The sequence below is a fragment of the Methylophaga lonarensis MPL genome (genome assembly GCF_000349205.1).
GTDB lineage: Bacteria > Pseudomonadota > Gammaproteobacteria > Nitrosococcales > Methylophagaceae > Methylophaga > Methylophaga lonarensis.
Genome location: NZ_APHR01000018.1, coordinates 1 through 20,926, shown reverse-complemented (window position 1 = coordinate 20,926; position 20,926 = coordinate 1). Strand labels below are relative to the sequence as shown.

24 protein-coding genes and 1 rRNA gene are annotated in these 20,926 nt (G+C 50.0%); 23 read left to right on the top strand and 2 right to left on the bottom strand.

The annotated features are described in order from the left end of the window. Nucleotides 1–79 precede the first annotated feature (79 nt). A 5S ribosomal RNA gene (gene rrf, locus MPL1_RS04075) occupies nt 80–194 on the top strand. A 57-nt stretch (nt 195–251) separates the two neighbouring features. Here rrf and MPL1_RS04070 read toward each other — a convergent pair. Continuing rightward, on the bottom strand, nt 252–803 hold the full coding sequence (locus tag MPL1_RS04070) for a Slp family lipoprotein (protein WP_009725860.1): 552 nt from the start codon (nt 801–803) through the stop codon (nt 252–254). 222 nt (nt 804–1,025) lie between these two features. Here MPL1_RS04070 and rho point away from each other — a divergent pair, with 222 nt between their 5' ends. The 9 genes from rho to MPL1_RS04025 all read left to right on the top strand — a co-directional run bounded on the left by rho (nt 1,026) and on the right by MPL1_RS04025 (nt 9,543). Next, complete coding sequence (rho, locus tag MPL1_RS04065; RefSeq protein ID WP_009725859.1) at nt 1,026–2,285, top strand: transcription termination factor Rho; 1,260 nt, start codon at nt 1,026–1,028, stop codon at nt 2,283–2,285. After that, the gene (miaA, locus tag MPL1_RS04060) at nt 2,286–3,248 is read left to right on the top strand and encodes a tRNA (adenosine(37)-N6)-dimethylallyltransferase MiaA (RefSeq protein ID WP_009725858.1); all 963 of its coding nucleotides are present in this window, start codon (nt 2,286–2,288) and stop codon (nt 3,246–3,248) included. A 64-nt stretch (nt 3,249–3,312) separates the two neighbouring features. Beyond that, nucleotides 3,313–3,549, top strand: coding sequence for an RNA chaperone Hfq (hfq, locus tag MPL1_RS04055; protein ID WP_009725857.1), 237 nt, complete (start codon nt 3,313–3,315; stop codon nt 3,547–3,549). Beyond that, entirely contained in the window at nt 3,550–4,695 is a 1,146-nt protein-coding gene (hflX, locus tag MPL1_RS04050; RefSeq protein WP_009725856.1) for a ribosome rescue GTPase HflX, read from the top strand. It abuts the gene before it with no gap. Nucleotides 4,696–4,782: 87 nt separating this feature from the next. Beyond that, the gene (gene hflK, locus MPL1_RS04045; RefSeq protein WP_009725855.1) at nt 4,783–5,985 is read left to right on the top strand and encodes an FtsH protease activity modulator HflK; all 1,203 of its coding nucleotides are present in this window, start codon (nt 4,783–4,785) and stop codon (nt 5,983–5,985) included. A 2-nt stretch (nt 5,986–5,987) separates the two neighbouring features. Then, nucleotides 5,988–6,854, top strand: a complete 867-nt coding sequence (gene hflC, locus MPL1_RS04040) for a protease modulator HflC (RefSeq protein WP_009725854.1) — start codon at nt 5,988–5,990, stop codon at nt 6,852–6,854. Nucleotides 6,855–6,857: 3 nt separating this feature from the next. Next, nucleotides 6,858–7,058, top strand: coding sequence for a DUF2065 domain-containing protein (locus MPL1_RS04035; protein WP_009725853.1), 201 nt, complete (start codon nt 6,858–6,860; stop codon nt 7,056–7,058). Next, complete coding sequence (locus MPL1_RS04030) at nt 7,059–8,246, top strand: ATP phosphoribosyltransferase regulatory subunit (protein ID WP_009725852.1); 1,188 nt, start codon at nt 7,059–7,061, stop codon at nt 8,244–8,246. It abuts the gene before it with no gap. A gap of 1 nt (nt 8,247) precedes the next feature. Next, entirely contained in the window at nt 8,248–9,543 is a 1,296-nt protein-coding gene (locus tag MPL1_RS04025) for an adenylosuccinate synthase (RefSeq protein WP_009725851.1), read from the top strand. A gap of 51 nt (nt 9,544–9,594) precedes the next feature. Here MPL1_RS04025 and MPL1_RS04020 read toward each other — a convergent pair whose 3' ends face one another. Beyond that, nucleotides 9,595–10,458, bottom strand: coding sequence for an NAD(P)-dependent oxidoreductase (locus MPL1_RS04020; RefSeq protein WP_009725850.1), 864 nt, complete (start codon nt 10,456–10,458; stop codon nt 9,595–9,597). Between the two features lie 105 nt (nt 10,459–10,563). Here MPL1_RS04020 and glyA point away from each other — a divergent pair, with 105 nt between their 5' ends. The 13 genes from glyA to panC all read left to right on the top strand — a co-directional run. Next, nucleotides 10,564–11,817, top strand: a complete 1,254-nt coding sequence (glyA, locus tag MPL1_RS04015) for a serine hydroxymethyltransferase (protein ID WP_009725849.1) — start codon at nt 10,564–10,566, stop codon at nt 11,815–11,817. 18 nt (nt 11,818–11,835) lie between these two features. Next, complete coding sequence (gene nrdR / locus MPL1_RS04010) at nt 11,836–12,312, top strand: transcriptional regulator NrdR (protein WP_040576866.1); 477 nt, start codon at nt 11,836–11,838, stop codon at nt 12,310–12,312. A gap of 47 nt (nt 12,313–12,359) precedes the next feature. Further along, nucleotides 12,360–13,466, top strand: a complete 1,107-nt coding sequence (ribD, locus tag MPL1_RS04005) for a bifunctional diaminohydroxyphosphoribosylaminopyrimidine deaminase/5-amino-6-(5-phosphoribosylamino)uracil reductase RibD (protein WP_009725847.1) — start codon at nt 12,360–12,362, stop codon at nt 13,464–13,466. 1 nt (nt 13,467) lies between these two features. Further along, nucleotides 13,468–14,109 carry a riboflavin synthase gene (locus MPL1_RS04000; RefSeq protein WP_009725846.1) on the top strand — a complete coding sequence of 214 codons (642 nt, stop codon included), beginning with the start codon at nt 13,468–13,470 and terminating at the stop codon, nt 14,107–14,109. After that, complete coding sequence (gene ribBA / locus MPL1_RS03995) at nt 14,106–15,212, top strand: bifunctional 3,4-dihydroxy-2-butanone-4-phosphate synthase/GTP cyclohydrolase II (protein ID WP_009725845.1); 1,107 nt, start codon at nt 14,106–14,108, stop codon at nt 15,210–15,212. The genes MPL1_RS04000 and ribBA overlap by 4 nt, the downstream gene beginning before the upstream one ends. After that, nucleotides 15,213–16,358, top strand: a complete 1,146-nt coding sequence (gene lpxB / locus MPL1_RS03990; RefSeq protein ID WP_009725844.1) for a lipid-A-disaccharide synthase — start codon at nt 15,213–15,215, stop codon at nt 16,356–16,358. Then, nucleotides 16,358–16,927 (top strand): ribonuclease HII, encoded by a 570-nt coding sequence (rnhB, locus tag MPL1_RS03985; protein WP_009725843.1) that lies wholly within the window; start codon nt 16,358–16,360, stop codon nt 16,925–16,927. The genes lpxB and rnhB overlap by 1 nt, the downstream gene beginning before the upstream one ends. A 66-nt stretch (nt 16,928–16,993) precedes the next feature. Next, nucleotides 16,994–17,542: a hypothetical protein gene (locus tag MPL1_RS14060; RefSeq protein WP_235045526.1), complete on the top strand. Its 549-nt coding sequence runs from the start codon at nt 16,994–16,996 to the stop codon at nt 17,540–17,542. Nucleotides 17,543–17,592: 50 nt separating this feature from the next. Next, on the top strand, nt 17,593–18,357 hold the full coding sequence (locus tag MPL1_RS14055) for a hypothetical protein (protein ID WP_235045525.1): 765 nt from the start codon (nt 17,593–17,595) through the stop codon (nt 18,355–18,357). After that, nucleotides 18,357–18,842, top strand: coding sequence for a 2-amino-4-hydroxy-6-hydroxymethyldihydropteridine diphosphokinase (gene folK / locus MPL1_RS03975; RefSeq protein ID WP_009725842.1), 486 nt, complete (start codon nt 18,357–18,359; stop codon nt 18,840–18,842). Before MPL1_RS14055 ends, folK begins: the two co-directional genes overlap by 1 nt. Continuing rightward, nucleotides 18,839–19,492, top strand: coding sequence for a deoxynucleoside kinase (locus MPL1_RS03970; protein ID WP_009725841.1), 654 nt, complete (start codon nt 18,839–18,841; stop codon nt 19,490–19,492). Before folK ends, MPL1_RS03970 begins: the two co-directional genes overlap by 4 nt. Before the next feature lies 1 nt (nt 19,493). Then, on the top strand, nt 19,494–20,288 hold the full coding sequence (gene panB, locus MPL1_RS03965; protein ID WP_009725840.1) for a 3-methyl-2-oxobutanoate hydroxymethyltransferase: 795 nt from the start codon (nt 19,494–19,496) through the stop codon (nt 20,286–20,288). Next, nucleotides 20,288–20,926: pantoate--beta-alanine ligase (panC, locus tag MPL1_RS03960; protein ID WP_009725839.1), on the top strand; the 639-nt coding region annotated here is incomplete at its 3' end. The genes panB and panC, both read left to right, overlap by 1 nt.

Below are 20,926 nucleotides of genomic sequence, written 5' to 3'. Positions count from 1 at the left end.
AACCCCAACGTTTACTTGGGGGCTATCAATCGCCTTGAGTTACTTTCCGAACAGTCTGCAATGCAGACAAGCGATTATGCCTGGCGGCCATAGCGAGTTGGCACCACCTGACCCCATCCCGAACTCAGTAGTGAAACGACTCAGCGCCGATGATAGTGTGGGAGTTCCCATGTGAAAGTAGGTCACTGCCAGGTTTTTATATGAAAATACCCGGGTCCTCTTTGAGGCCCGGGTTTTTTTTTGTCTGAGCTTTAGTACCAGTAGCGATAGCGATATCGGGGATGATGCCAATAGCTACCGTGGAACCGATAATACGGACTGAAAAAAGGATCGTAGAAATAAGGACTTCTGTGAGCTGGCTGTTGAATAGGTGGCCAGTTGTGCATAGACTCAATGTCCACGATTGGTAATGTCAGATTTCGCTGGTCAACTTTACGATCTGAAGCGCCATTTATGATGCCAGTAAAAGTCACTAGCGTTCCCGCAGGATATACAATCGGATCAATAAACTCGGGTGTCCGGGCAAGAAACCGTCCCTGGCTGTCCCGGTTAGTGATTGGACGCCCGAAATGGTTGAGCGGGTATTGGACGATTTGAATCAGTGTTGCATCCGCGGTATTCTCGATGGCAACAACCTGACCTCCCCAACGAACGTATTGACCCTGCTGTGATGCTGCATTCTGATTCACTTGTTGAAGCTGAATGTCATTGACGGGCGCTGTTTGAATTTGTGATGGTACAGAGCTACAAGCGCTCAGTGTAGTTACCGCAATCGCAATAAGTGGAACAAACCGATGTAACATTCTCATCTCCTGCTAGATTGAACAACTATGACAACAGAACATGCCTGATAAGTTTCTCAACATGGTAGATACAAAATATCTGCAATACGCTGGACGAGGCGGATCAATGCTGTTATTCTTGCTGGCAATTTCTGGTAACACCTCCCATTTTTCAAGTACCGCGCCACTCTTCTGTGCGTATCAAAACAACTCCAAATAGAAAATCATCCCACTAGGTAATACATGAATCTGACAGAACTAAAAAAGCAGTCTGCTGCTGAGCTGATGGAACTTGCCCTTTCCATGAATCTTGAGGGCCTTGCCAGAAACCGAAAACAAGAATTGATATTTGCTTTAGTCAAAGCACACGCCAAGCAAGGCGAAGATGTCTACACCACGGGTGTACTCGAATTATTACCGGATGGCTTTGGTTTTCTCAGATCGCCGGAAGATTCCTACGTTGCAGGGCCGGATGATATTTACGTTTCTCCAAGTCAGATCAGACGATTCCATCTACGCACCGGCGACACCATCAAAGGCAAAATTCGCCCTCCGAAAGACAGTGAGCGTTACTTCGCGCTGGTTAAAGTAGAAGAGATTAACTTCGAAAAACCAGAAGCCTCGAAGAATAAGGTTCCTTTTGAGAACCTGACGCCATTGTTTGCCAATGAGCGTTTTAATCTGGAACGTGGCAATGGCAGCACGGAAGATTTGACCGCTCGTATCATTGATCTGGCCTCACCCATCGGTAAAGGACAGCGCGGCCTGGTTGTTGCACCACCGAAATCTGGTAAAACAATGATCTTGCAGGCGATTGCACAATCAATCGCCAGTAACTATCCAGATAGTACCCTGATTGTGTTACTGATTGACGAACGCCCCGAAGAAGTCACCGAAATGCAGCGTTCAGTGCGTGGTGAAGTTGTCTCCAGTACATTTGACGAACCAGCAACACGCCATGTTCAAGTTGCAGAAATGGTCATTGAAAAAGCCAAACGCTTGGTTGAACACAAACATGACGTGGTGATCCTTCTGGATTCAATTACCCGTCTCGCACGCGCATACAATACTGTTTCACCTTCATCAGGCAAGGTTCTGACAGGTGGTGTTGATGCCAACGCGCTACAAAGACCCAAACGCTTTTTTGGCGCTGCCAGAAACATAGAAGAAGGCGGCAGCTTGACCATCATTGCTACAGCGCTGATTGAGACGGGTTCTCGGATGGATGAAGTCATCTTTGAAGAATTCAAAGGCACGGGTAATATGGAAGTGTTACTTGAGCGTAAGCTGGCAGATCGCCGGATTTACCCTGCCATCAACGTCACCCGTTCAGGCACACGTCGGGAAGAACTGCTCACCAATGAGGAGGATCTGCAGAAATTGTGGATCTTGCGTAAGCTGCTTGCGCCAATGGAGCCGGTTGAAGCGATGGAGTTCCTCATGGATCGTCTCAAATCAACCAAAACCAATATGGAATTCTTTGATTCAATGAAGCAGGGTTAATTGACGAAGCAGTTATACCAGTCACTGCCGCCGGCGATTTGTCTGATGGGCCCTACCGCGGCTGGTAAGACAGATCTTGCCCTGCAGATTGCCAGCAAGTATCCGGTTGAGATTATCAGTGTTGATTCAGCTCTGGTGTATCGTGGTATGGATATCGGCACTGCCAAGCCTGACAGCGATACACTGAGTCAGTATCCACACCATTTAGTCGATATTCTTGAGCCGGAACAAGCGTACTCAGCAGGACGTTTCCGTGCCGATGCACTCAGCCTGATGGCTGAGATCACAGCACGTGGTCGAGTGCCTTTGTTGGTTGGCGGAACCATGCTTTACTTTCGAAGCCTGATTCACGGTATCGCTGACTTGCCTGAAGCTGATGCAACTATCCGAAGTAAACTCGAAGCTGAAGCTGACAGTCATGGGCTTGCCCATATGCACCAGCGCCTTCAGCAAATTGATCCTGTTGCTGCCGCCAGAATTCATATCAACGATCCGCAACGTTTGCAGAGAGCGCTTGAGGTCTTCGAATTAACCGGTCAAACCTTGACTCAACTCACCCAATCAAACACCTCAAGTCCGCCTTATGAATTTATCAATCTGGTGATATCGCCATTTGACAGACGAGTATTGCATCAACGCATAGCAAACCGCTATCACAAAATGCTGGAAAATGGATTTATCGAGGAAGTTAGAAAACTCATGGCTCGGGATGGTTGTCATAACAGACTACCCAGTATGCGAGCTGTAGGTTACAGGCAGGCTTGGGCCTATCTGGAAGGTGAGTATGATCAGGCAACATTCGTTGAAAGGGCCATCATTGCAACGCGGCAGATGGCCAAACGCCAACTGACATGGTTGCGATCGCAAAAGGACTGCGTCTGGTTTGACAGTGGTCCCGACTTGCCAGTGCAGGATGTACTTTTATACCTCTCAGCGCGTTTGCCGGGTATCATTAAGCTTTGACTGTCGAGTCAATGATCACAAAATTAACCACAGATGGTAACAATAACAAAAAGGCGAACAAATAATGGCTAAAGCTCAATCGTTGCAAGATCCTTTCCTGAATGCACTGAGACGTGAAAACGTTCCTGTGTCGATTTATCTGGTAAATGGGATCAAACTGCAGGGGCAAATAGATTCATTTGATCAGTTTGTGATTTTATTGAAAAACTCCGTAAATCAAATGGTGTACAAACATGCGATCTCAACCATCGTGCCTTCTCGTAATGTACACATCAACACCAGTGCTGAAGGAGCAGAGTGATTGTTTGAGCGGCCCAACAGTGATGCAGCATTCCATGAAAAATCAGATCGTGAGGCAGTGGTTCTCGTGCATCTTGATTTCAATGATTCCGATTATGATGAGACCCGTCAGGAATTCATCGAACTAGTCAATGGCACAGGTGCCCGTATCGCGGCCGTCACGAGCGGCAAACGGCAAAGGCCGGACCCTCGATATTTTGCAGGCACTGGCAAAGTCGATGAAATTGCAGAACAAGTGCTCGCTTCTAATGCGGCCTTGGTCATTTTCAATCATGAACTGTCTCCCAGTCAGGAACGTAACCTTGAACAGAAGCTGCAGTGCCGGGTGCTTGGCAGAACCGGACTCATTCTGGATATTTTTGCTCGCAGGGCTCGTTCGCATGAGGGTAAATTGCAAGTCGAACTGGCCCAGCTTCAACATTTATCAACGCGACTGGTCCGAGGCTGGACGCATCTGGAAAGACAAAAAGGTGGTATCGGTTTGCGTGGACCTGGTGAAACGCAGCTGGAAACTGACCGAAGGCTTCTGGCTCAGCGCATAAAATCACTGAAGAAGCGTTTGGATAAAGTCAGATCGCAACGCGAGCAAGGACGTCGTTCACGGCAACGTGGAGGTGTGCCGGTGGTGTCACTGGTCGGTTACACCAACATGGGTAAATCAACATTGTTTAATCGTATGACCTCAGCCGAAGTCTATGCTGACAATCGCTTATTTGCCACGCTGGATCCAACCTTGCGCCGTCTGCGCCTCGCCGGGACAGAACCTTTGGTATTGGCAGATACGGTCGGTTTTATTCGGGATTTGCCACACGATTTGGTCGAGTCGTTCAGTTCAACGCTTGAAGAAACGCGTGATGCTGCACTGCTGCTGCATGTTGTAGATGCTGCCTCATCCGAGCGTGAGTCGCTTATCAGCCACGTTGACGAAGTGCTGTCTCAGATAGGTGCTGATGAGGTTCCTCAAGTCATTATCTACAATAAAATTGATCGCCTGGAAGGTGTTTCGGCAAAACTTGAGCGCAATCAGGATGGTCAGATACATCGAATCTGGTTGTCGGCGCATACCGGCGAGGGACTTGAATATCTTCGCCAGGCACTTCAGGAATACTTTCCTGAGCATGAACTACAACAGGCTTCATCAGATTGAATGTGTCCGGTTTTGGTTGCCTTCGTCAACCATGTCCGTAAAATAGTCGCATTCTGAACAGAATTTTTCCTTCATTTGGAGTTTTACATGGCTTGGAACGAACCCGGTAACGGGGGTAACAAGGACCCATGGGGCAACCGTGGTAACTCGGGTCCTCCTGACCTGGATGAAGTCGTACGCAATATGCAGCGAAAACTTGGCGGTATATTCGGCGGCAATAAAGGTAACGATAGCGGTTCATCGGGATCAGGACCTGCGGGTTCGATCGGAATTGGCTTGATCGCGGCTATCATCTTTGTCGTTTGGCTGTTGTCTGGTATCTACATCATCGAACCTGCCGAGCGAGGTGTCGTAACACGGTTTGGTGCCTATACCCACACCGCGATGCCGGGGCCACACTGGCACTTCCCTTATCCAATTGAACGTGTCGAAGTGGTTGACGTCTCTCAAATCCGTACTGTCGAGATTGGTTACCGTTCATCAGGCGGCCGACCTGAAACTAATGTGCAATCAGAAGCGTTGATGTTGACCAATGATGAAAACATCGTTGATTTGAAAATCGCCGGTCAGTACAGAATTGAAGACGCGGCTCAATACTTCTTCAACGTGCGCACTCCTGACACAGTGCTTCGGCAAATGATGGAAAGCGCGGTGCGTGAAGTGGTCGGTCAGTCCAACATGGACTTTGTGTTGACTGAAGGTCGTAGCGAAGTCGCTACACGCACAGAGCAGCTTTTGCAGACAATGCTCGACCAACACGAAACCGGCTTAACTGTTACCAGTGTCAGCATGCAGGATGTTCAGCCACCTGAGCAGGTTCAGGCTGCTTTTGCAGATGCCGTTAGAGCCCGTGAAGACGAAGTACGCCTTCGCAACCAGGCAGAGGCTTATGCCAACGAAGTGCTGCCTCGGGCGCGTGGTGAAGCTTTCCGGATCATTCAGGAAGCTCAAGCTTACAAGAGCGAAGTTGTTGCCCGAGCAGAGGGTGAAACCAGTCGTTTCCTGCAGGTTATGGCCGAGTACGAAAAATCACCGGTCGTCATGCAAGAACGGCTCTATCTTGACGCGATGGAGTCTGTTTACTCCAGAAGTCAGAAGGTCATGGTCGACCTGAGCAGTGACAGTAACAACGTGCTTTATTTACCAATGGACAGAATGCGTGGAGCCTCTGGCTCGCAAGCAGCGCCTCTGGATCTGCAAAACCTTACTGCTTTCCCTAACACAGGCAGCAGTCAGTCATCGGGAACGAATAACGCTCGTGACGATGTTCGTAGCAGAGGAGGTCGATAGTCATGGGTGCACGTCTTACACAAATCATTGTTCTTGCAGCAGTGGCTCTGGTTACGCTCAGTTCGGCGATTTTTTACGTCGACGAACGTGAGCACGTATTGTTGCTGCGTCTTGGTGAAGTTCAGCGAGCTGACTATGAACCAGGCATTCATTTCAAGATACCGTTTGTCAACGAGGTTCGTCGCTTCGACAATCGCACCTTGTTGTTGGACTCATCCCCATCGCGTTACCTGACCGGTGAGATGAAGAACGTCATCGTTGATTCATTCATCCTGTGGCGCATTGTTGATCCAGAAGCTTTCTTCACTTCAATGAGCGGAGATGAAGAAAACGCCAGATTGCGTTTGGGACAAATCATCCGTGATGGTCTGCGTGGTGAGTTTGGTCGTCGTACTATTCAGCAACTGGTATCAGGTGACCGATCTGAAATGGTTCGTGACATCATGCGCGAGGCCAATCGCATCTCAGCAGGTTTTGGCATTGAAGTCACCAATGTGCGCATCAAACGCATTGACTTGCCTAGTGAAGTCAGCACATCGGTGTTTGCCCGTATGGAAGCCGAACGGGAGCGGGTAGCCATGGATCTGCGTTCACGTGGTGCAGAAGAAGCCGAGAAGATTCGTTCTGATGCTGATAGACAACGAATCGTCATTCTTGCGGAAGCAGAACGATCTGCTCAGACACTTCGAGGTGAAGGCGATGCAATCGCATCTAACACCTACGCAAATGCTTATGGACAGAATCAAGAATTCTTCTCGCTTTATCGTCGTTTGAATGCATATAAAAATGTGTTCAGAGGGGATGATTTGCTGGTCATCGATCCACAAGGTGAATTCTTTAATCGCTTCAGTGATCCACTGGCTCGATAAGGTGTGAATGAAGCCCTGATCCATAGCCTGTTGCTGGCAGCGGCATTAATGCTAGTGATTGAGGGCATCATGCCGTTTTTGAATCCCGCTGCGTTTCGGCGCGCCCTGCTGCAAATGGCAGGGATGCGGGATCAGCAGCTGCGTGTGATTGGCATGCTGAGTATGCTGGCAGGCTTGGCCTTGCTTTACTGGGTAAATGACTGAATGACAAACAAAGAAAGTTGGCTACTGCCTGAAGGTATCGACGAGCTGATGCCGGACGAAGCCGCACAACTCGAGAAGCTGCATCGAATTCTCATTGATAAAATGCAGACCTGGGGATACCGAATCGTGGTGCCGCCATTGGTCGAGTATCTTGATTCATTGCTGACGGGTACAGCCAAGACACTGGATATTCAAACATTCAAGCTTATCGATCAGCTGACTGGACGTCTGATGGGAATTCGCGCTGACATGACGCCGCAGGTGGCACGTATCGCCGCCCATAAGCTGAAACATTCTGGTGTAGTGAGACTTTGCTACATTGGCAGTGTGTTGCACACCTTGCCAGAAGGTCAGGCAAAATCCCGTAATCCTATCCAGCTCGGCGCTGAGATTTTTGGCCATTCCGGCCCCGAAAGCGACATGGAAAGTATTCAGCTGATGGTCGAGCTGTTGACCCTGAGCGGGGCTGTACAAACACTGTCGCTGGATCTTGGTCATGTAGGTATTTTTCGTGGCCTTGCTGAGCAGGCACAATTGGATGCAGAACAGGAACAGGCTTTGTTCTCAGCCTTGCAGCGTAAGGCGGATGCTGAAATCCGGTCCCTTGTCAGCAGCTTTGAGCTGAACCAGGACAGCCATGACATGCTCATAGCGCTGGCAGAATTGAACGGTGGCAAAGATGTCCTCGCCCGTGCACAGACAGTGTTAAAAAATGCTCCAGCCAAAGTACTGGAAGCCTTGAATAGTCTGACTCGTATCGGTGAAATGGCTGAGCAGCGGTTACCTTCTGTGACGCTTAATTTTGATCTTGCCGAGTTACGTGGTTATCACTATCACACCGGTATAGTATTTGCCGCATATCAGCCCGGATCCGCTCAAGCGATTGCACTGGGTGGGCGCTACGATGAGATTGGTCAGGATTTTGGTTATGGACAGCCTGCGACTGGCTTCAGTCTTGATCTAAAGAAACTTGCAACTCAGATACCGCTCGACAGGCAAGCACAAGCATCGGTGATTTATGCGCCGTGGTCTGATGATCCATCACTTGCCAGTACGGTTGAAAATCTGCGGCAAAATGGCGAAGTGGTGAGTTATTTGTTTCCTGATGAAGCAAATCCATCAACCGGACAGAAAATTCTATCTAAACAACAAGGTCACTGGGTGGTGACTGAAACAGGAATGCACTGAAGTGGCGAATAATATTGTTGTAATTGGCTCTCAATGGGGTGATGAGGGCAAGGGTAAAGTTGTTGACTTGTTGACTGACAATGTCTCGGCAGTGGTCCGTTTTCAGGGTGGACATAATGCCGGACACACACTGGTCATCAATGGCGAAAAAACCATTCTTCATCTGATTCCATCGGGAATCCTGCGTGAGCATGTACAGTGCCTGATTGGTAACGGTGTGGTGTTATCTCCTGAAGCCTTGATCCGTGAGATGTCTTCGCTTGAGGCAAAAGGCATTCCGGTTCGTCAAAGACTGAAAATCAGTGCGGCTTGCCCGTTGATTTTGCCTTTCCACGTTGCGCTGGATCAGGCACGTGAACGTCGTCGCGGTAAATCTGCGATTGGTACAACCGGGCGTGGCATCGGACCAGCTTATGAAGATAAAGTCGCGCGCCGTGGTTTACGCGTTGGTGATCTGGTCGACAGTCAATCACTGACAACAAAATTGAAAGAGCTGGTTGATTTTCATAATTTCTCTTTGATCAATTACTATCAGGCTCAAGCGGTCGATTTCAAGGCAATACATGCTGAATTGATGGAAATGCGTGAGCAGATCCTGCCGCTGATTGCCGATATTCCTGCGATGCTGCAACAGTATTCAATTAACGGTGAGCGTGTCATGTTTGAGGGCGCTCAAGGTGCATTGCTGGACATCGACCATGGCACCTATCCTTACGTGACATCTTCAAATACGGTGGCAGGTGGAAGTGCGACAGGCGCAGGCGTGGGTCCATGTCATATTGATTATGTACTGGGCATCACCAAAGCCTATGCAACTCGTGTCGGTGGCGGGCCATTTCCATCTGAGCTGACTGACAGCATTGGCAAACATCTTGCCGAAAAAGGTCATGAAAAAGGCTCAACAACCGGGCGAGATCGTCGGTGTGGTTGGCTGGATATGGTCGCATTGAACCGGGCCAGCTGGATTAACAGCATTACCGGCTTGTGTTTGACAAAACTGGACGTGCTTGACGGCCTTGACACGATTCGACTCTGTGTTGCCTATCAGAAAGACGGGCAGAATGTTTCAACATTGCCATTGAGCGCAGACGAGTTCGAAGGCTGCGTACCGGTGTATATCGATATGCCAGGCTGGCACGAATCTACACTTGGAGTGACACAATTCGATGATTTGCCGGAAAATGCCCGCGCCTACATTGAAAAAGTCGAATCATTGGCCGGTGTGCCGATCGATATTATCTCTACGGGCCCGGACCGGATGGAAACCATCATCAGACGGGATCTTTTCAAAATCTGAAAGCCTGCTGGATAAATGAATAAAAACGCCCCATCAAGGGGCGTTTTTGTTTTAATCAGATGCTGGGTTAACCGCCGCATAAATAGCAGAATAATCGGTGTCGGCAAGCCCCATTTCCAGCGTTTTATCGAGAATGCCTGCAATTCCCTCAAGTCCCTGCGTATTCAGTCCCATGGACTGGGCCACTGAAAGAAACAGTCGTGTGTCCTTAGCGAGGTGTTTGGTGGGGAAATTAGGCCCATCGAAATGCCTGTCGAGCATCCGGCTGAGCTTTTTATCAAATGTCGGCGCATAGAGCGCACTCTCTCGCAACAAGCTCATAAACTGCTCAACTTGAATCCCTTGTTTTTCGACTAGCCCCAGACTCAACGAAAAGCTTGCCGTCAGCCCGGCAATCAGCTGATTCATGGCCAGTTTCATCGCTGCTCCCTGACCTGTTTCGCCGATGAACTGAGGATCTCTGCCAATCATGCTGAGTAATGGTAATGCTGATTCGAAATCAGACTGATTGCCTGCCGGCATCAAAATCAATCGGCCAGAACGTGCTTCAGGCAGGCTGCCCAGTACCGGGCATTCAAGATACCTGCCACCCAGTTTTTTGATTTGTTTGCCGATCTCGATTGATTCTGAAGGTGCAATGGTGGCTAATTGAAGCCATAGCCGATCTGCAATATCTGCTTTGGTCAGTGTTTGCAGCACAGAATGAATTGCAGCAGCATCACTGAGCATCATTAAAACGATTTCTGCTTGCTGAACAGCTTCGCCAGGTATTGTGGCAACCTTGGCCCCTAGTGCTGCCAGTCCCGATGTTTTGCTATGGTCACGGTTATAGACTGTCAGGCTCTGATGCTCAGCCAGTAAACGCTCGCCAAGTGCTTGTCCCATGAGCCCGGTACCAATGAGCGATAAATGCATGACTTTTCCTGTTTTTTGCCAAATAAAAAGCCATTCTCACATAGATGCACGGTGCTTTGTAAGATACAATATCGCAGGATTTTACAGTACAGACAGGGGAATACTGTGTACAAGAAAAGCATGACCATCGCGGGTTTTGACGATGAAGTATTCAAAGCGATTTCAGCCGAAGACCAACGTCAGGAAGATCATATCGAACTGATTGCTTCTGAAAATTACACCAGCCCAAGGGTAATGGAAGCTCAAGGTTCATCATTAACCAACAAGTATGCTGAGGGCTATCCTGGCAAGCGATATTATGGTGGTTGTGAACATGTTGATACGGTCGAAGACCTGGCGATTGAGCGTGCCAAGACTTTGTTCGGCGCCGATTATGCTAACGTTCAGCCTCACTCAGGTTCACAAGCGAATGCCGCGGTATATCTGGCTTTACTGCAACCCGGTGATACTATCCTCGGCATGAGTCTGGCACATGGTGGTCACTTGACTCACGGTGCTAAAGTCAGTGCCTCTGGCAAAATCTATAACTCGGTGTCGTATGGCATTAACACTGAAACAGGTGAAATTGATTACGCTGAAGTTGAGCGACTGGCCAAAGAACATCAGCCGAAAATGGTTGTAGCTGGTTTTTCTGCCTACTCTCGAGTGATTGACTGGCAGAAGTTTCGTGACATTGCTGATTCCGTAGGGGCTTATCTGCTGGTCGATATGGCACATATTGCCGGATTGGTAGCGGCAGGTCTTTACCCGAATCCTGTTCCAGTCGCGGATGTTGTGACAACCACAACCCACAAAACGCTGCGTGGTCCACGCGGTGGTCTGATTCTGGCCAAGGCTAATCCTGATCTTGAGAAAAAACTCAACTCAGCAGTCTTCCCCGGTTTTCAAGGCGGCCCATTGATGCATGTGATTGCCGCCAAGGCCATCGCGTTCAAAGAAGCCATGTTGCCAGAGTTCAAAACATATCAGCAACAGGTCATCAAAAATGCACAAGCCATGGCCGAAGTGTTCATGGCCCGAGGTTATGATGTGGTGTCAAAAGGAACCGATGACCACTTGTTCCTGGTCAGTTTTATCCAAGCGGGTCTTACAGGCAAGGAAGTGGATGCCTGGCTGGGTGATGCGCACATCACCGTCAACAAAAATGCGGTGCCGAATGATCCACAATCACCGTTTGTAACATCAGGCATTCGTGTCGGCACACCTGCAGTCACTACTCGAGGCTTCAAAGAGCAGGATTGTACGCAGCTGGCCTCCTGGATGTGTGATGTGATTGACAGCAAGGGTGACTCTGCTGTCATCGAACAAACCAAGCAGAAAGTGGTTGAAATTTGTAACCGCTTGCCGGTGTATGCCTGATTCGAAAGGCCAACTCTGATGCGCTGCCCATTTTGCGGTGCAGATGATTCAAAAGTCATCGACTCGCGTCTCTCTGCCGAGGGAGACGCGATTCGACGGCGGCGTATGTGTGTAGTCTGTAACGAGCGATTCACCACCTACGAAACAGCAGAACTCAGTATGCCGAGGCTCATCAAACGCGATGACTCGCGTGAGCAGTTTGACGATAACAAACTCAAGGCAGGCATCATGCGGGCGCTGGAAAAGCGACCAGTCAGTACAGATGCCATTGATCAGGCTGTCAAATCCATTGTCAGAAAGCTCTGGGCGACCGGTGAACGTGAGGTTCAAAGCCGGTTGGTAGGCGATTGGGTAATGGATGCCCTGCGTGAACTTGATGAAGTGGCTTACGTACGGTTCGCTTCGGTGTATCGTAGTTTCCAGGACGTGAATGCATTTCGTGAAGAAATCGAGCGAATGGAGAATCGAGCTGGCTCCGAAAAAACAGATGTTTGAGCCGCTTGACGTCGCCGGCTGAACAACTAAACGGACGGGAGACAGCAATGGTGAATGTGCACGAACAATTCATGGCCGATGCGCTACGACTGGCCGAGAAAGGACTGTACACCACTGATCCCAATCCACGTGTTGGTTGTGTGCTGGTCAAGCAGGGTCAGGTGATTGGCCGCGGCTGGCACCAGCGAGCAGGTGAAGCGCATGCTGAAATAAATGCACTTTATGAGGCGGGTAATGAGGCGGCAGGTGCCGATTGCTACGTCACGCTGGAGCCTTGCAGTCATTTTGGCAGAACCCCTCCCTGTGTGGACTCGCTGATTCGTGCTGGCGTAGCACGTGTATTTGTGGCGATGCAGGATCCCAATCCGATTGTGGCTGGCTCAGGCATTGCCTTGCTTCAACAGGCGGGTATTGAAGTGCACACCGGCATACTTGCCGACCAGGCAGAAAAATTGAATCCGGGATTTTGCCAGCGTATGCGCATGGGCAAACCGTTTGTTCGCAGCAAGATCGCCATGAGTCTTGATGGCAGAACGGCCATGGCCTCTGGTGAGAGCAAATGGATTACCGGCCCCCTGGCCAGACTTGATGTGCAAAAGCTCAGAGCTCGGAGCTCGGCAATATTGACAGGCATCGGCACAATTCTGGCGGATGATCCCTTGCTGAATGTTCGCGGCACCGAAAATTTTGATTGGTATCCTCAAAATCAAGCGGTCAGACAGCCACTGCGTATTGTGGTGGATACGGATCTGCGCATGCCGGCAAATGCACAAATACTCAAAACGGGAAAGGTTCTGCTGGCAACGGCAGTCGACACACCGTCTCATCACGATATTGAGACGATTGTATTGCCTTCACTGGAACACAGCATCGATCTGTCAGCACTGATGACGGTTTTGGCACAGCGTGAAATTAACGAAGTGATGGTGGAAGCAGGAGCGGTTTTAAACGGCGCTCTGCTGCGGTCACGCTTGATCGATGAACTGGTCATTTATACAGCGCCAAAGATCATGGGTAACGAAGCCCGCGGCGCATTTGAACTGCCGAATATGACGACCATGGCTCAAAATATCGGCTTGAAAATTACCGACATGCGCTCCATTGGAGATGATTGGCGTATTACCGCCATCCCTGAATATAACGAGGAATTCTGAGATGTTTACCGGCATCATTGCCGCCGTGGGGCGGATTGCATCGCTGCAGCCGCAAGGCGGCGACATACGTTTACTGATAGATACCGTCAAGCTGGATATCAGCGATGTCAAACTCGGTGACAGTATTGCGGTCAATGGCGTCTGTCTGACCGTGGTGACTATTGAAGGCCAAACGCTGGCGTTTGATGTCTCCAAAGAAACCTTGCAACGTACCAGTCTGGCCAGTGTGTCTGCAGGAAGCTCCGTCAATCTGGAAAAAGCACTGGCTGTAGGAGAGCGACTGGGTGGTCATTTTGTCAGTGGTCATGTCGATGGACTGGGTAAAGTAACCCGATTACAGCCATCGGCACGTTCATGGCAGTTTCACATCGAAATGCCGGCCCCACTGCGTCGCTATGTGGCTGAAAAAGGTTCTATCTGCGTCGATGGGGTCAGCCTTACCGTTAATGCAGTCACTGACACGGGGTTTGAAATCAACATTATTCCGCACACCATGCAGGAAACTATTATCCGTGATTATTCCATTGGTCAGTCGGTCAACCTTGAGGTGGATTTGATCGCCCGATATCTGGAGCGACTGCTGCCCGGTAATGCCGCAGGCCTGAGTTATGAAACCCTTGTTAAACATGGCTTTGCATCATGAAGCTGAATAGCAGTCAAGAAATCATCGAGGATTTACGTCAGGGCAAAATGGTCATCATCATGGACGATGAAGATCGCGAGAATGAAGGCGATCTGGTCATGGCAGCTCAATGTGTAACAGCTGAATCAATCAACTTCATGGCTCGCTTTGGCCGCGGTCTTATCTGTTTGACACTGACAGAAGAACGCTGCCGACAGCTTCGGCTGCCATTGATGGTGACAGACAATCAAACGCCTTATTCGACTAACTTTACCGTTTCAATTGAAGCGGCGACTGGCGTTACTACCGGCATTTCGGCGGCAGACAGGGCACTCACCATCCAGGTCGCGGCCAATCCAGAAAGCCGTCCTGAAGACCTGGTTCAACCTGGACATATCTTCCCACTCAAAGCACAACCAGGTGGGGTACTGACTCGGGCGGGCCATACCGAAGCAGGCTGTGATCTGGCTCAATTGGCCGGCTTCGAGCCAGCGGCAGTGATCGTCGAGATTCTCAACGATGATGGCAGCATGGCGCGTCGACCGGATCTCGAACGCTTTGCAGAAACACATCAGCTCAAGATCGGCACGATTGCAGATCTGATCAGCTACCGACTTGAAAATGAAATGTCTATCAAAACACTATCAGAGTGTTATTTCCCAACCGAATATGGTGATTTCAGGCTGCATAGTTTTGAAGACACCGTGAACGGGCAGGTTCACCTGGCTCTGGTTTACGGAAACATAGACCCGGAACAGGAAACGCTGGTCAGAGTGCATATGGCTGATCCTCTCAGCGATTTGCTGGCTTCACAGCGCGAGCCTGCACATTGGTCTTTGGCAGATGTCATGCAGCATATCCAGGCCGCAGGTAAAGGGATATTGGTGGTGCTGCGCCAGCCAGATCAAAACAAGCAACTGGCGGCCAAAATTGCACGTTATCAAATGCAGGATCAGGGTGATGTCTCGGCTCAGAAAGGTGGCTGGGATATGCGAACCTTTGGTGTAGGAGCGCAGATTCTGTCAGCACTTGGCGTCAGAAAAATGCGGGTCATTGGCACGCCAACCAAACTTACTGGAGTTTCTGGATTTGGTCTTGAATTGATGGGTTATCTGGAAACCTAAATGGCAGATCGCTATCACGTATTCATCGTTGCAGGTGAGGCCTCCGGTGAGGCACATTCAGCACGTGTCGCACAGGCACTGAAACAGATTCAGCCGACGATTCACCTCAGCGGTGTAGGTGGGGAAAAAATGCGTCAGGCAGGTGTGGATGTTGTGTATGACTTCGCTGAGCTGGCCGTAATGGGGTTGGTGGAAGTCATCAAAAGTTATCCACGGATCAAACAGGTGTTTAACGGTGTTGTTGACAGACTTGCCAGAGAAAAGCCTGATTTACTGGTACTTGTGGATTATCCCGGTTTCAATCTCAAGCTCGCCAAACAGGCAAAAAAGCTCGGTATTCCGGTGCTTTACTACATCAGCCCGAAAATATGGGCCTGGCGGCCGGGCCGTATCAAACAGATCAAGCGTTATGTTGACCATATGGCAGTCCTGTTTCCATTTGAGCAGAGTTTGTATCAGTCTGCAGAGGTGCCGGTAACCTGTGTCGGACATCCACTGGTCGATGCTGTTAAAAATGACTTATCTGTCGAGCAAGCCAGGGAAAAACTTGGAATAAATAGTCAGCGGCGAATCATCGGATTGTTTCCGGGCAGTCGTCACAGTGAAATTTCACGTTTGCTTCCGGTGATGCTTGAAGCCGCTGAGCGTATCCAAAATCGCCACTTTGATCTTGATATCCTGCTGCCGGTGGCACCCGGCATCGATGTTGGGGAATTGCAGGCCTTAGTTAATCAGAGCAATTTGCCGGTCACATTGATAGAAGACAACTTCTATGAGGTGATAAAAAGTTGCGATGCCATTATCGCCGCATCCGGCACAGTGACGCTGGAAATTGCGCTGCACGGCGTTCCGCACTTCATTTGCTACCGTGTTGCACCGCTGAGTTATCGAATCCTCAAACATCTGGTGAAAATACCCTACGTCGGCCTTTGTAATATCGTGACCGAGCGTAATGCAGTGACGGAGTTGTTGCAGGATGAAGTCACTGCCGTACGGCTGGAACAGCAATTGACCGATCTGCTGACACATCCACATGCCAAAAGCAGAGCTGAACAGTTGCGTCAGGAAGTTTTAACGGCACTTGGGCCTGCCGGTGGCGCAGACAATACTGCAAAACTGATTATTCAGCTGGTGGAACAGGGTTGATGACCAGTCCGTTGATAGCGGGTGTTGATGAAGTGGGTAGAGGACCACTTGCAGGGCCTGTTGTGACCGCCGCGGTTATTTTGCCCGATGATTTTGCTATTGCGGGTTTGACCGACTCCAAGAAACTGTCAGCCAAACAAAGAGAAGCTCTGGTGCCTCAGATCAAACAACAATCGCTGGCATGGGCGCTAGGACGCGCGGAAGTACACGAAATAGACCAACTGAACATTCTGCAAGCAACGCTACTGGCGATGCAGCGGGCGGTGATGGCATTATCAATAGCACCTCATCATGTGCTGGTCGATGGTAATCATGCGCCAACGTTGAACTGTCCTGTGACTACCGTGATTAAAGGAGATTTGACCGAGCCTGCGATTGCTGCGGCTTCGATTCTGGCCAAAGTTGCCAGGGATCAGGAAATGGAGCAACTCGACAGGCTCTATCCGGGCTACGGACTTGCAACGCATAAAGGTTACCCGACGGCCCAGCATCGCCAGGCCTTGCAGCAATTGGGCCCCTCAGAAGTGCATCGGCGATCATTTCGTCCTGTTCAGTTAGCCTTGCTTTGATGAGACGGCTTGTGTTTCATCATTGCACAGAGCCTTTTTATCCACGCATGGTATGATTCGCCACCTATGTTTTCATTGAATAAAATTCTTAACAAACTGAAACCATCCAAGGGTGCTGCAAAAGCTACTCAGGTGGCAGAGCCGCTGATTTTAACTAGAGACAAGCACTCGATCTCCCGCAAGCAAATCCGGCAAAGCGCGCTCAAGGTGCTGTACACGCTCAACGAGGCTGGCTATGAAGCCTATCTGGTCGGCGGTTGTGTTCGTGACTTATTGCTGGGTCACGAACCCAAAGATTTTGACATTGCCACTAATGCCTTGCCCGAAGAAGTTCATAAGTTATTTCGGCGCAGCCGCCTGATTGGTCGGCGTTTCAAGTTGGTACATGTTCGTTTTGGTCGTGATGAGATCATCGAAGTCGCTACTTTCAGAGCACCGCCAGAAGCGGAAATGCATGTCGATGATCAGGGTCGCATCATGCAGGACAATGTTTACGGCACATTGGCTCAGGATGCCTGGCGACGTGATTTCACAGTCAATGCCTCTATTACAACATTCGCGATTTTTCGATTGTTGACTACACTGGCGGCATTGCAGATCTTCAAGCGGGACTGATTCGGCTGATTGGCGATGTAGAAACCCGTTACCGTGAAGATCCGGTTCGCATGCTCAGAGCCGTGCGCTTTATGGGCAAACTTGGTCTGCGACTGGCACCAGAAACGGAAGCAGGGATCAGCAAATTCGGAAGTTTGCTGGCGGATATTCCAGCCGCCAGATTATTCGACGAAACGCTCAAGCTTTACTTGAGCGGGCAGGCCGCGATGACACATGAGCTGTTGTGTCACTATCACTTGTTTGATCACATGTACCCACAAACCGCAGCTTTGTTGAAAACCGAGGCCGATAACTACCCTCGAACTTTGCTGATGAAAGCCTTGGAAAATACAGATAAGCGGCTGGCAGACAATAAACCTGTCACGCCTGCGTTCCTGTTTGCTGCACTGCTATGGGAGCCGCTACGTCAACGTTGGCAGCATTATCAGACCCGGATGCCTGAAATGCCGGCGATGCAACGGGCAGCCACAGAAGTGCTGTCCGAACAGGTTCAGCGTGTTGCTATTCCCAAGCGTTACAGCATGGTCACCAGAGATATCTGGAGTCTGCAGCCACGCCTGACCAAGCGACAGGGCAAACGCGCATTTAGTTTGCTGTTACACCCCAAATTTCGGGCCGGATATGATTTCCTTGCATTAAGAGCCGAGGCTGGAGAATCGATTCAACCGTTGGTCGACTGGTGGACCCGGTTTCAGGCTGTGCCTGTGAACGAACAAAATGAGATGGTGCAGAGTTTGTCTGGGCAAGGCGACACTGAAAAACGCAAGCCCCGACGCAGGCGCAGACGGCGTAAACCGGTGAACAAGGAAGACTGATGCAGGTTTTTATTGGTCTTGGAAGCAACCTTGATGATCCCGCAGCGCAAGTGCAATCAGCTTTGCAAGCGCTGAATGACTTGCCTGACAGTCAGCTGATTCAGAGCTCAAGCCTGTATAAAAGCCCACCGATGGGTCCGCAGGATCAGCCAGATTACATCAATGCAGTCGCCGAAATTGAAACCGCCTTGTCTGCACACGAGTTACTCGGACAGCTTCAGGCGCTTGAACAAGCGCACGGCCGGATTCGTCGGCGACACTGGGGAGAGCGAACACTGGATCTGGATATTCTGTTGTATGGACAGTTACAGATTACCGATGCAACACTGACAATTCCTCATCCTGGCATTGCCTTGCGTCCATTTGTGCTTTATCCGCTTGCCGAGGTTGCCCCAAACTTGTCTGTCCCCGGGCTTGGCAATGTTGCAGAACTTTGCCTGCATTGTCCGACTGATGGACTGGAAAAAATGGAAGAGACTCAATGAACAACTTGCCGCACCGATATATTGTCGTAGAGGGTCCCATTGGCGTTGGCAAAACGCACTTGGTGAAACGACTTGCTGAGAGTTTTATGGGCGGAACGATACTCGAACAACCCGAGCAAAATCCGTTTTTGGAAAAGTTTTACCTGCAACCCAAACAGTCGGCCTTGCCTACCCAGCTGAGCTTCCTGATGCAGCGTGTTAAATTGTCAAAATCCTTGCATCAGGAAGATTTGTTTACCGATTTGCAAATTGCCGATTTCATGGTGGAAAAAGATCGTCTGTTCGCGCAGATTTCGCTCGATGATGATGAGTTGGCACTTTACAACATGGTCTATGACAACTTGACCATGCATCATCGCACACCTGATTTGGTGATCTATCTGCAAGCTTCATTGCCGGTTCTCAAGAACCGTATTGCCGCGCGAGGAATTCGTTACGAGCAATATGTTGAAGATGCCTATCTGAAACGACTGGCGGACAGCTATGCCGATTTTTTTCATTACTACGATGCTTCGCCTTTGCTGATCGTCAATGCCGAGCAAATTGATTTGGTTAACAGCGAGCAGGATTACCAGCAGCTTCTGGAACAGATTTGCAATCTTCAGACAGGCCGGCATTACTACAATCCATTACCGGTGAGAGGTAAATAGCATGAGCCGACTCAGCCTTGCCAACCTGCGCAAAATGAAAGTAGCGCAGGAAAAAATTGCCGTTCTGACCGCTTATGACGCGAGTTTTAGTCATCTGCTCGAACAGTCTGGCGTGGACGTCATCCTGGTGGGCGATTCTCTGGGGATGGTGATTCAAGGCCAGGAGAGTACGCTGCCTGTCAGCGTCAATGACATGATTTATCACACGGCCAATGTGGTTCGGGGCAGCGAAAAAGTCTTTGTGGTGGCCGATATGCCATTTATGAGCTACGCCAATATTGATCTGGCTTTGCTCAACGCGGCCAGATTGATGGCAGAAGGTGGTGCTCATATGGTGAAGCTGGAAGGTGGCAAAACCGTGCTTCCGGCTGTCAGAGAACTGACCGCGCGGGGCATTCCCGTCTGTGGTCATCTTGGTTTGTTGCCGCAGTCTGTGCACCGTGTCGGGGGATATCATGTCCAAGGGCGTGAATCTCAAGTAGCCCAGCAAATCACTGAAGATGCGCTTGATTTACAATCTGCGGGTGCTGATATGCTGGTGCTGGAATGTGTTCCAGCCAGTCTGGCAAAAAGTATTACCGAGCAACTACGTATTCCGGTGATCGGCATTGGAGCCGGTAAGGATTGTGATGGTCAGGTGCTGGTGCTTTATGACATGCTGGGCATCACATCGGGTAAGCGACCACGTTTCAGTCATGATTTTCTCGCTGAAGCAGGCCATATACCTGCGGCGGTCAGTCTGTATGTGCAGTCCGTTAAAAACGGTCAATTTCCGGGGCCGGAGCAACAGTATTAATGCAGATCGTTGATAGTTTATTAGGTCTGCGCGCGCAGATTAGAACCTGGCGTGCCCAGCAAATGAGCATCGCCTTTGTACCGACAATGGGTAATCTTCATCAAGGTCATCTGAGTCTGGTTCAGCGGGCACAGACCATTGCCGACAAGGTGGTGGTCAGTATTTTTGTCAATCCACTGCAATTTGACGACAAGGCAGATTTGCAGGCTTACCCACGAACATTGCAACAGGATATTCAGCAACTCAGTGAGACGGACTGTGATCTCCTGTTCACGCCACCTGCAGAACTGATCTATCCCAAAGGCATGGCGGCCCAGACAAAAGTCGTGGTGCCGGGTGTTGACGACAAACTCTGTGGCAAGATGCGCCCCGGACACTTTGACGGCGTTGCAACCGTGGTGACCAAACTGTTCAATCTGGTTCAAGCGGATATGGCCTTGTTTGGTGAAAAGGACTACCAGCAGTTATTGATGATTCGTCGTCTGGTTGACGATCTCAACCTGCCGATTGAAATTATCTCGGTGCCCACCTGTCGCGAACAGGACGGTCTGGCGATGAGTTCACGCAATCAATATCTATCGGAGTCAGAGACGAGCCATTGCCCCTCAGTTGCATCAATGCCTGTTGCAAGTCGCACA

What these genes read in the sequence shown, in the direction of transcription:
- MPL1_RS04070 (WP_009725860.1), bottom strand. Translation starts at nt 803, where the DNA reads ATGTTACATCGGTTTGTTCCACTTATTGCGATTGCGGTAACTACACTG.
- rho (WP_009725859.1), top strand. Translation starts at nt 1,026, where the DNA reads ATGAATCTGACAGAACTAAAAAAGCAGTCTGCTGCTGAGCTGATGGAA.
- hfq (WP_009725857.1), top strand. Translation starts at nt 3,313, where the DNA reads ATGGCTAAAGCTCAATCGTTGCAAGATCCTTTCCTGAATGCACTGAGA.
- hflK (WP_009725855.1), top strand. Translation starts at nt 4,783, where the DNA reads ATGGCTTGGAACGAACCCGGTAACGGGGGTAACAAGGACCCATGGGGC.
- hflC (WP_009725854.1), top strand. Translation starts at nt 5,988, where the DNA reads ATGGGTGCACGTCTTACACAAATCATTGTTCTTGCAGCAGTGGCTCTG.
- MPL1_RS04030 (WP_009725852.1), top strand. Translation starts at nt 7,059, where the DNA reads ATGACAAACAAAGAAAGTTGGCTACTGCCTGAAGGTATCGACGAGCTG.
- MPL1_RS04020 (WP_009725850.1), bottom strand. Translation starts at nt 10,458, where the DNA reads ATGCATTTATCGCTCATTGGTACCGGGCTCATGGGACAAGCACTTGGC.
- nrdR (WP_040576866.1), top strand. Translation starts at nt 11,836, where the DNA reads ATGCGCTGCCCATTTTGCGGTGCAGATGATTCAAAAGTCATCGACTCG.
- ribD (WP_009725847.1), top strand. Translation starts at nt 12,360, where the DNA reads ATGGTGAATGTGCACGAACAATTCATGGCCGATGCGCTACGACTGGCC.
- MPL1_RS04000 (WP_009725846.1), top strand. Translation starts at nt 13,468, where the DNA reads ATGTTTACCGGCATCATTGCCGCCGTGGGGCGGATTGCATCGCTGCAG.
- ribBA (WP_009725845.1), top strand. Translation starts at nt 14,106, where the DNA reads ATGAAGCTGAATAGCAGTCAAGAAATCATCGAGGATTTACGTCAGGGC.
- lpxB (WP_009725844.1), top strand. Translation starts at nt 15,213, where the DNA reads ATGGCAGATCGCTATCACGTATTCATCGTTGCAGGTGAGGCCTCCGGT.
- rnhB (WP_009725843.1), top strand. Translation starts at nt 16,358, where the DNA reads ATGACCAGTCCGTTGATAGCGGGTGTTGATGAAGTGGGTAGAGGACCA.
- MPL1_RS14060 (WP_235045526.1), top strand. Translation starts at nt 16,994, where the DNA reads ATGTTTTCATTGAATAAAATTCTTAACAAACTGAAACCATCCAAGGGT.
- MPL1_RS14055 (WP_235045525.1), top strand. Translation starts at nt 17,593, where the DNA reads ATGCTCAGAGCCGTGCGCTTTATGGGCAAACTTGGTCTGCGACTGGCA.
- folK (WP_009725842.1), top strand. Translation starts at nt 18,357, where the DNA reads ATGCAGGTTTTTATTGGTCTTGGAAGCAACCTTGATGATCCCGCAGCG.
- MPL1_RS03970 (WP_009725841.1), top strand. Translation starts at nt 18,839, where the DNA reads ATGAACAACTTGCCGCACCGATATATTGTCGTAGAGGGTCCCATTGGC.
- panB (WP_009725840.1), top strand. Translation starts at nt 19,494, where the DNA reads ATGAGCCGACTCAGCCTTGCCAACCTGCGCAAAATGAAAGTAGCGCAG.